Origin of the sequence: Laspinema sp. D2d (assembly GCF_025370755.1) — a bacterium.
In the GTDB taxonomy this organism is placed as follows: domain Bacteria; phylum Cyanobacteriota; class Cyanobacteriia; order Cyanobacteriales; family Laspinemataceae; genus Laspinema.
In genome coordinates this window covers 3,993-13,608 of sequence record NZ_JAMXFC010000070.1, presented here as the reverse complement: position 1 = coordinate 13,608, position 9,616 = coordinate 3,993, and the positions used below count along the sequence as shown (strand labels likewise).

General features: G+C 47.6%; 6 protein-coding genes. 2 read left to right on the top strand and 4 right to left on the bottom strand.

Annotated elements, in window-relative coordinates; genetic code table 11:
* Positions 1 to 132: 132 nt before the first annotated feature.
* Positions 133 to 807, bottom strand: coding sequence for a response regulator transcription factor (locus NG796_RS25960; protein ID WP_261210366.1), 675 nt, complete (start codon positions 805 to 807; stop codon positions 133 to 135).
* 337 nt (positions 808 to 1,144) lie between these two features.
* Here NG796_RS25960 and NG796_RS25955 point away from each other — a divergent pair, with 337 nt between their 5' ends.
* On the top strand, positions 1,145 to 1,474 hold the full coding sequence (locus NG796_RS25955; protein ID WP_207089392.1) for an STAS domain-containing protein: 330 nt from the start codon (positions 1,145 to 1,147) through the stop codon (positions 1,472 to 1,474).
* 153 nt (positions 1,475 to 1,627) lie between these two features.
* Here the strand turns inward: NG796_RS25955 and NG796_RS25950 are convergent, their stop codons facing one another.
* The 3 genes from NG796_RS25950 to NG796_RS25940 all read right to left on the bottom strand — a co-directional run bounded on the left by NG796_RS25950 (position 1,628) and on the right by NG796_RS25940 (position 5,735).
* Entirely contained in the window at positions 1,628 to 4,036 is a 2,409-nt protein-coding gene (locus NG796_RS25950) for a SpoIIE family protein phosphatase (protein ID WP_261210365.1), read from the bottom strand.
* Positions 4,036 to 4,536: an ATP-binding protein gene (locus tag NG796_RS25945; RefSeq protein WP_261210363.1), complete on the bottom strand. Its 501-nt coding sequence runs from the start codon at positions 4,534 to 4,536 to the stop codon at positions 4,036 to 4,038. The genes NG796_RS25950 and NG796_RS25945 overlap by 1 nt, the downstream gene beginning before the upstream one ends.
* A 173-nt stretch (positions 4,537 to 4,709) precedes the next feature.
* Complete coding sequence (locus tag NG796_RS25940; protein ID WP_261210362.1) at positions 4,710 to 5,735, bottom strand: sugar transferase; 1,026 nt, start codon at positions 5,733 to 5,735, stop codon at positions 4,710 to 4,712.
* Positions 5,736 to 7,577: 1,842 nt separating this feature from the next.
* Between NG796_RS25940 and NG796_RS25935 the strand changes: the two genes are divergently transcribed.
* A partial coding sequence (locus tag NG796_RS25935; RefSeq protein WP_261210360.1) for a putative Ig domain-containing protein occupies positions 7,578 to 9,616 on the top strand: 2,039 nt, incomplete at its 3' end.

The following is a 9,616-nucleotide window of genomic DNA, read 5'->3' as shown; positions in this document are numbered from 1 at the left end:
CATATATGGTTCTGTTTTCCTCTCTTCACGCCATTTTTACTGATATTGCTGGACTGACACTTAGGACAAATCATATTCTCTAGGGGTACGGACTACCTCTCTATCATACCATAAATGTGCAACGCCGCAGATTTAATCCCGCAGAACGTAACCCACCCCACGCACCGTCTGAATCAGTCGCTTTTCTCCCTGTGCTTCTAGCTTGAGACGGAGGTAACGAATGTAGACCTCAATAATGTTAGAATCCCCCATAAAATCGTAACCCCAGACATTTTCCAGAATTTGTTCACGCTTGACCACTTGTCGGGGATGGGAAATCAGATATTCCAATAAATCAAACTCTTTCGCCGTCAGTTCAATGGTGCGATCGCCTCGGCGCACTTCCCGGGTGCGTCGGTTCAAGCTTAAGTCAGCAAACGGTAACAAATCCGGATCGACTTCGATGGGACTTCGCAAATGGGCCTTCACTCGGGAAATCAAGTCCTCGGAACTAAAAGGTTTCACCAGGTAATCATCGGCACCTGCATCCAATCCGGCTGCGCGATCGCTCACTTCATCCCGCGCCGTGAAGACAATCACCGGGACCATATTGCCACTGGTCCGCAACCGACGGCAGACTTCCAACCCCGAGAGTCCAGGCAGCATCCCATCCAGCAGGACCAGATCCGGACTTAACTCTTGGATAGCTCTCAATCCGGCGACCCCATCCCGAACTACAATCGCCTGATAGCCTTCATACTTGAGTTCTAGTTCGATAAATTGAGCGAGTTTGACTTCATCTTCAACCACAAGGATATTCGCCGTCATGGATTATCGCCTATTGGATTTTAGACTTTAAATTTTAGGGGGTCTTGAGGGTCTGTATCTCCTCAAGGCGATCGCGGGTCGGATCGACCCCTTCCCTATTCCTCAATCGTGAGTGAACAATTCCGTCTATTATAGACCCTAGTCTCATCTATTCAATTTGGTTTGTAAACCAGCCGTCAGGGGAAATCCTAGATGAGCTAAACTGCAATCACGCCCATGCAGGGTAAGATAAAAATCATGTTAATGTCACCAGACCATCGTCTCTAGGCCAGTCGTTTGATTAAAAAATCAAATCTAGCCCGTGGCACCTGTCAAATCAAGTAGGGGTTAATTAAGGATGAGTCCAGTGGTTAAAGTGGTCCAACCCGTTGGCCTTTTAGATCGGACTAAGGTGGGTCAATTTGAGCGAGAAATTAGCAATTATCTGGCCGAAGGAGCTGAAATTGTACTCATTGACTTTCAAGATGTCAGTTTCATGGATAGTTCAGGTTTAGGAGCAATAGTTGCTGCAATTAAAACCGTTCAAGCTGCCGGAGGAAAGCTATTTTTGTGTTCCATCAATACCCAAGTCAAAATGCTATTAGAACTTGCGGGATTGGATAAAATCATGAAAGTCTTTCCTAACCGAGAGGAATTTGAAAAACACGTCCTTTCTAAACCGGATTGAGCCAAGCCCCCTAGTTATCCGAGCAAGGCGATCGCCTCTGTCTTCCGTCCTAACATCACCAAGAGTCGCTAAGTTTTTTATAAACAAGCCGATTCAACCAAGAGGGTAACGGAGGTCGCTCCCTTGCCGATGGGGATTGCTGGCCCTAAGCGGCTAAAAATCAAACTTCACCTGCAACAAAGAGACGTCATCATGAAACGTATCTTCCTTAGAAACTTGGCGCACTAACCCTAACACTTGGTCCAGATTAAACGAATTACTTTGCCGACATTCGGCGAGTAAATCGATAAAGTTATCGAGACTCCACATCGATCCATCGGGTTCGTTTATTTCATAAATCCCATCGCTAAAAATATAAAGCGAGCTTTCTGCCTCAATCTGGCAGGACGCATTTTCATATTTAATATTGGGAAACATCCCGATCGGGACCGAGGTTTCAGTTCTGAGCTTTTGTACCGTTGAGTCTTTGGAGAGCAAAATGGCGGGGGGATGTCCGGCACAGGAATAAACAAGCTGGCGCTGCACCTGATTATAGACCCCATACCAGATGGTAAAATACATATTCCGCTGACGCTCCATCTTAATCGCATGATTGAGGGCGGTCAGCACCTGATAGGGTTGATAGAAGTCAGTACCGGGCAGAAAACGAGCGCGTAATAAATTTAAGACTGAAACCGACAACAGGGCCGCGCGAGACCCATGTCCCGAAACATCCAGCAAATAAATCGCTAAATTATCATCATCGAGCCAATAATAATCAAAACAATCGCCCCCTAACTGTTGAGAGGGAATAAAACGGGAATCGATGGGGACAGGTTCGCTCAAAGGGAGGGGGAGGAGCGATCGCACATATTCTGCCGCCTCCGCCAGTTCCCCTTTCAGGGCCGCTTCTGCCCGTTTGCGTTCTGTAATATCAATGCCTACAAAAACTGCCGCTTGGTCCTCCAACCACTTCTTGGCAATCACCAAATCGCTGCGGAATACCCCATTGACTTCGGAATCAATTTCTATCGAAGCTTCCCGGGATTGGGTAGCAAAAAAATCACGGACAAATTGTCCGAAAACCGATTGCCTAAACCCCACTTCACGTCCGATAAATTGAGCCAGGGGTAAGTTGTAAGTTGCCGCTAAATGGCGATTAACCCCTAAATAGTGAAAATCGGCACTAATCAGAGAAACCGTGCCGGGAACTGCATCCAAGACCGCTTGGAGTTGATCCCGGGCCAGTTGAACGGTGGCTTCCGCTTGCTTGTTGGGGGTGACATCTTGGACAAACCCTTCATAGCCAATGGTGCGACCTTTGATGTCGATTAAGGGTTGGATATTTTCAGAAATCCAGATGGTGGAACCATCAAAACGTTTGACTTCCACCTCATGAACGAGGTGACCCTGGGTTTGAAGGAGTTGTAAGCATTCTTCCCAGTCCTGGGGTTGGAGGTAGAGGTGGCGTGGATGGTCTACCCGAGAGAGGAATTGGGTGGGGGACTCATAGCCATACATTTTGGCGAGGGCGGAGTTGATTTGACCATAACGGCCATCTAGGGTGAGTTGAAAGAGTCCAAGGGCAGTATTTTCAAAGAGTTGTTCGTATTTGAGCCTTGCTTGTTGTTCCCCGGTGATGTTGCGCAACAGGGCGATCGCATAGTCTGGTTGATTGCGTTCCCACAGCGAGGAGAAGTTGCCTTCCACCCAGACGCGATCGCCAGTTTTGGTGAGTAAAATGAGGTGGACTCCAGTGAGGGATTCCCCGAGGCGAAGTTTTTCCAGAATAGTCGAGGCGGGTTCAAAGGAGGCGGGGTCGAGGATGTCCCACCAATACATCGAAGGGATTTCTTCCAGGGTATAGCCGAGGGTTTTAAGCCAGACGGGGTTGACGTAAACCAGCCGTTGGTCACTCAAACGCAGGCTTTGGATGGCGTCATGAGTGTGGTTGAGAAAATCGAGGAGGTGGGGTTGATAGGGTGCCGGGGGTTGGATGCGGTGGCGTTCTAGGGTGGCGATCGCCTGAGTTGCCAAGGTTTGGAGGGTTTGCTTTTGGGTCGCGCTGAGGTGTTGCGGTTGGCGATCCATAATGCATAACGTGCCGATGGGGTAACCCTGGGAAGAGATCAGGGGAACACCGGCATAAAAGCAGAGGGGGCTTTGGGGTTCTTGCCTCCCCTTGTCCTGGAGTAGTTCTCCCGGTTTGTTGAGGGAGTTGAGAAGGACCAGACGTCTTTGTTCTAGGGGATAAGTAGACCAGGCACAGGCGAGGTCGAGTTCCTCCGGGGTGGCACCAATGTGGGATTTTACGGAACAGTGACCCGGAATGCCGAGGACGATCGCAGCGATCGGCATTTGAAAAATTTGAGGAATCAGGTCCGTGAGTTCCTGTAAAGCAGTTTGAGTCGCGGCATCAAGGGTTTGATACCGGGTTACGGCTTCGAGGCTTTCAGGTTCATCAGCGGGTCCGGGTACAATCATGGGGGTAATGCGATCGGCGGCTAAAGTTCGCAGGAGGTTCCGAACGCCTGTCTTGAGTGAAGAGAATAGCAGATGGGACGGGGAAATGAGTTTGCTCATCAACGGAAATTTTTTCGCATGATCAGACAGTTGCGATTGTCTCCGATTCGGGTATATAGCAATTCATTGGTTAATTGATGCATGAAGATTAAGCCTCGGCCTCCTTCATCCAATGGATTGCCATTTGGGTTTTCATAGCGGGACTTGAGCTTGGCTTCTAAATCGAAGGGGGGGCCGTAATCCCAAATTTTGATCTCCACATAGCTTGGAAAAACGGTGACTTCAATTTCGATCTCCGTTGTAGGCGGCAAGTCATGATGAGCGTGACGCACTGCATTCGTGAAACCTTCTGCTAAGGCAGTTTGATACTGCCACCAGCGATCGCGCGGAAGTAGGGAATAGATTTCATCTTCTAACCATTGCAACACTTGTGCTAAGGCATAGAGATCACTTTTGACTTGCAGATGCGATCGCTTCAGCGGTCGCTCCTCTTTGGCCCGTCGTTGTCCTAGCTGGGAAGCGAGTCCCTTCCACCAGCTGCCGAAATTTTGTAACACCATCTTCTATATGATGAAGAATGTTTACGTCTGGGCTGGCTTTCATACCCAAGGGGTGAAAGTGGGATCAAAGGTTTATCAGTTCGGGCGGCGGCCAGAATGATTCGGTATGAAAGTAGAAGGCCCAGACGTCAAAAGATCCCTTCTTTCTTTATCCTACAACTCCCTTTAACGACCTAGTAAGCACCACTATTTTTGTTAAACACGACCCCAATTGTTTTCAAAATCAGTTTTAGGTCATAAAGCAGGCTCCATTTTTTTTGATATTCGAGATCTAAGCGAATCACATCCTCAAAGGTGCGAATAGACGATCGCCCACTCACTTGCCATTCTCCGGTCATCCCTGGTTTAACATCCAGACGTTGCCATTCTGGGACTTCATAGCGATCGACCTCATCCGGTAGGGGAGGTCTTGTTCCTACCAGACTCATCTCTCCTTTCAGGACGTTCCAAAACTGAGGTAACTCGTCTAAACTCGTTCGGCGCATAAACTGACCGATACGAGTCACCCGGGAGTCTTTTTCATTTTTGAAGAGCGGCCCTTCAACTTGATTTTGGATTTCGGATTTGATTGCTTCTGCATTTTCGCACATCGAGCGGAATTTCCAAATCCGAAATCTTTTTCCCATCCAACCACACCGGATTTGACTAAAGAAAATCGGTCCCGGACTATCCGTCTTGATGGCGATCGCCAAGGGAATAAAAGCAACTCCCGTAATTCCTAACCCCACCAATGCACCAACAATATCAATAAATCGCTTCACCGAGGACCGTACTGAAGGATGGGTTGTCGGCAGTTCGGCATTTTTGTCCCCTTTCCAGTTGATTTTTGAAGCGAGTTCCTCATGGGTCCCCGTGATCAATCCAGATTTGCCTTCAAAGGTTAATGCTTGGTCTAAGGCAGTGAGGGACAGGACCGACATGACTTGGGATTGTACGTTTCGTAAAATTAAATCAATGGAGGCCGTCTGAGTCGTCTTCAGCACTCGGACTAACGCACCCACTCCACTACTGTCTATAAACGTGGTCTTACTAAAATCCAGAATAATATGTTCCGGCGGTGGGGTCCCTTCACAGAGTTCATGACAGGTTTGTTTAAAAAATACCGCCTCGATGACGCTTAAGCGGGGGGGTAGATGCACCACTGCTTGATCGTTACTCAATGAAACTTGAAAATCTGCTTCAGGAGTTTGGCTAACCATAGAAAATATGACCCTTCGTTGCAATCAGCTCAACTTTTTATTTCTTGACAAGATGTTTGAGTTTCGCGAATCCCTAGGTATTCCAGTTAGGGGCTAGATGGCCGACGAATTGGGATATTTAGTTCCCACGCCTACTGTTTTTTGTCCTAGGGATTTAACGGGATTCTCTACGATCGTGTTAATCGCAGCTTAATCTTTCTTTTTAAAGTAGCAACATCTGGGGGATGTTGGGTAGGCGATCGCTCCTAAATCAGTCTTTAGATATACCTCCACTGGTTTTTCCCTCTAGCTATAGAGGGGGAATTCTCTTTGTCCTCTCCCTTCGTCCACAACTAAAGCCGACACTTTTCCTTTAAACTTCAATCCGTTCCCCCTCGTTTCTTCTGTTCCACCGATGGGGCGGCAAAAATCAGTTCTCCTCCGAGTTTTATAGAGGATTTGATAGTATCTATTTATAACGGTCTCCTTTCTCTGGATCACTCCACTTCATCCTCGGAAACGTTTCATTATTTGAAAAATGTATTAATCTTACCATTATTTGGGATAAAATTAAAAGAAATTTTCACGAATTAAGGCCGAAGTGAATACTCTCCAGTTCCTATTAATAAATTAAACCGAACGATTTGGGTCCTTAACTTTGGGCCACCACTGCCCCTTGATGCACCTTAAATTTAAAAGAATGAGCCTGAGTTCTTTGTTGCCAAATTGGGTCCTTGAACTCTGTCTTTGTTTTACATAGCATAAATCCGATAAAATATCAAGCCGATAACGCCCGTACCGGACTCAATCCCAGAGACAAGAAACCGACTTACACCCCCCAGATGGGCTGTGCATTGTGACAGCTTGTCTCTGGCAACCCAGTTTGTCTGGGTAAGACAACAATGAAAATTTCCTGATATAGCCAGCCTTGCGTGCCGTTTGTCATCCAGAAAGCCTCACCCGATGCTTGCACGATCGCACCCTGGCTAATGAGGTGGTTACACGCTGAATTCCACGAGAGTCTCCACCCGACTTGTTACTTGTTAATTGTAGATTGAATGCGGCTTCTTCCTAACACCGGCATTCCCGTCCCGATTTGGATGTTGATGGCTAAGGATGAAATCAGCGAAGCGATCGCGTCTCCCGCTTAAATTCTCGGACCCTTGATTAGATGACTCAACCCTTTAGTATTCAAGAATGACTAGCCCAAATTCCAGGTCATCTGTGTTTTATTCATCTCTGTAACCCAGATATTTAAGAATGTGAAACCCCTCATTTTAAGATGAGAACGAGGGACTTTTTTCCGGTCGCCACATCCGTGAGGGGGCTGGGTTGTTCACTGAATCATCCCTAAAAATAGCCAGAATTGCGATCGCAAATGTAGCGCATCTTTATGGATTCGTAGAGGCGATCACCATAGTTTTACTCGATCTTTAATTTCTGATAGTCGGATAGATTTGCCCCTCGATCCCCTATATTTTGCGGCGATAGTCCGCCCCTAATAACCCGTTCCATGCCCCAGTGATTCGATAGGAATACTCCAAATGACGGAATAACTTCTTAATATACTAGAAAACCTGTATAAATGTCTTTCTTAAGTTTTATATAAAATTAAACCTATTTATGTCCTCAGAGAGAATTTAAAATTTATACTCGACAGTCTCCTGTAATTGAAGACAAAATAAGACAGGAAAACCTTAGAGTGCCTTCCTACAAACCCTCATTAAATTCAAAAACCCTCAAAAGTAGCACTATTTTTTGCACGTTGAATTTTTTTGAAAATTCCAAGGGTTGAGGGCCGGTTTCAGCATCGCTTAATTCGCTCAAAAAATCAACTGTCCTGAATAAAAGTTAAATAAAAATATGACTCCAAATATTATTGTTGGCCCCGAATTCGGCGAAGTAATTATAGGATCTGAGGAATCTGATTACATTCTTGCCAATCAAGGAAATGATACCGTGCGTGGTATTTCAGCCGAGGACCTGATTGAGGGTGGTTCCGGTGAAGATTGGCTGTATGGAGACCCCGGCAATGACACCCTTTTAGGTAATGAAGACAATGACACCTTTTTTGGCGGTCTAGGCAGTCCAGTACCCGTGGGACCCTTACTCGACCAAGACCTAGTTTTTGGGAATACCGGAAATGACTATCTCAACGGAAATGAAGGAAACGATACGATTTACGGGGGAAAAAATGATGACCTGATCCAAGGTGGCAAAGATGATGACTGGTTACATGGGGACCTGAGTACCGATACCGTTTTTGGGGACCTAGGCAACGATACAATTTATGGCGGCCCTGCGGATCCGGTGCGGGTCCTGTTCGATAAAAATGACTTACTCTTTGGGGTCAGTGGTCAGAACTTGATGCAAGGGAATGTCGGCGATGACACCATCTTCGGCGGCACGGGAATGGATCTGATTTATGGCGGTCAAGGTAACGATCTGGTCATTGGCAATGTGACTTCTGACATCATCTTTGGGGACAAAGGCGATGACACCATCTACGGGGGTACCGGCAACCCAGACATCGGAGACCCCGAGAGTGATGATTTTATTGTGGGTGGGGATGGAAACGACTATCTCCACGGCAATGAAGGGAATGATACCCTCGTCGGCGTGAGTGGTTCTAATATCATGCGCGGGGGTCAAGGGGAGGACCTGATTTATGGCGCAGATTGTAATGACCTGATTTATGGGGATAAAGGGTCAGATACCTTAATTGGGGGAGGGGGTGCCGATATTTTTGCGATCGGGGTGACCACTGGTAGTCCGATTTTAGCCGAAGCGGACCATATCCTTGATTTTGGGAATGGGTATAACCTGATTGGATTGGACCAAGGTCAAACCTTAGAGAATCTCAATATTTTCCAAGGGGAAGGAGAATATGCCGCCCATGCGATCATTCAAGATCGGACAACCGGGGAATATTTGGCGATCGTTCATAACACCGATGCCACAGCGCTGACGCCGAATCGGTTCACAATGGAAGTGGTTCTTAATATTGGTTGTGATGGGGATGTTCCCCCAGTGGCAACCCTTGGGGATGGAGACTTGCGATCGCCAGAAGGGCCAGCGGCAGCCCCTGTGGAAGAGGAACCACTACCCCAGGAACTCCAAGACCAAATCGCCACCGGAGCCCCTGGGATTATTTTTGGGCCAATATCCCAAGAAGCGACCCCCACAGAAGAACCCCCTACGGTTGTCTTTGCGCCACAGCCTACCCAAGTACGAGTGCCTGTAATTCCGTCATCGGACCGGGAACCCACACCGGAACCGGAACCCACACCGGAACCGGAACCCACACCAGACCCGGAACCGGACTCCAACCTTCCGCCAACCGTGACCAATCCCCTAGCGGACCAAACCGCCACGGCGGGAGAAGAATTTAGCTTTGCGCTTCCCGAGGATACCTTTACAGATTCCGACGCAGACCCATTAACCTTTACGGCCACCTTAGCCGATGGGTCATCGTTACCGGATTGGCTCACTTTTGACCCGGCAACTGGAGAATTAAGTGGAACGCCCCAGAATGGCGATATTGGCAACTTGGAAATTGCTGTAAGCGCTGATGATGGTCAAGGGAATACCGTAACAGATACCTTTGAACTGGGGGTTAATGACGGTATTGGGGAGAATCAGTCGCCCACGGTGACAAATCCTCTGGCAGATCAAACCGCCACTGCTGGAGAAGAATTTAGCTTTGCACTTCCCGAGGATACCTTTACAGATTCCGAAGGAGACCCGTTAACCTTCACCGCCACCTTAGCTGATGGGTCACCGTTACCAGATTGGCTCACTTTTGACCCGGCAACTGGAGAATTAAGTGGAACGCCGCAGAATGACGATATTGGTAACTTGGAAATTGCTGTAACCGCTGATGATGGTCAAGGGAATACCGT

Excerpts from the sequence above, each read along its gene's own strand:
- NG796_RS25955 (WP_207089392.1), top strand. The coding sequence starts at position 1,145 with ATGAGTCCAGTGGTTAAAGTGGTCCAACCCGTTGGCCTTTTAGATCGG.
- NG796_RS25950 (WP_261210365.1), bottom strand. The coding sequence starts at position 4,036 with ATGAGCAAACTCATTTCCCCGTCCCATCTGCTATTCTCTTCACTCAAG.
- NG796_RS25960 (WP_261210366.1), bottom strand. The coding sequence starts at position 807 with ATGACGGCGAATATCCTTGTGGTTGAAGATGAAGTCAAACTCGCTCAA.
- NG796_RS25945 (WP_261210363.1), bottom strand. The coding sequence starts at position 4,536 with ATGGTGTTACAAAATTTCGGCAGCTGGTGGAAGGGACTCGCTTCCCAG.
- NG796_RS25940 (WP_261210362.1), bottom strand. The coding sequence starts at position 5,735 with ATGGTTAGCCAAACTCCTGAAGCAGATTTTCAAGTTTCATTGAGTAAC.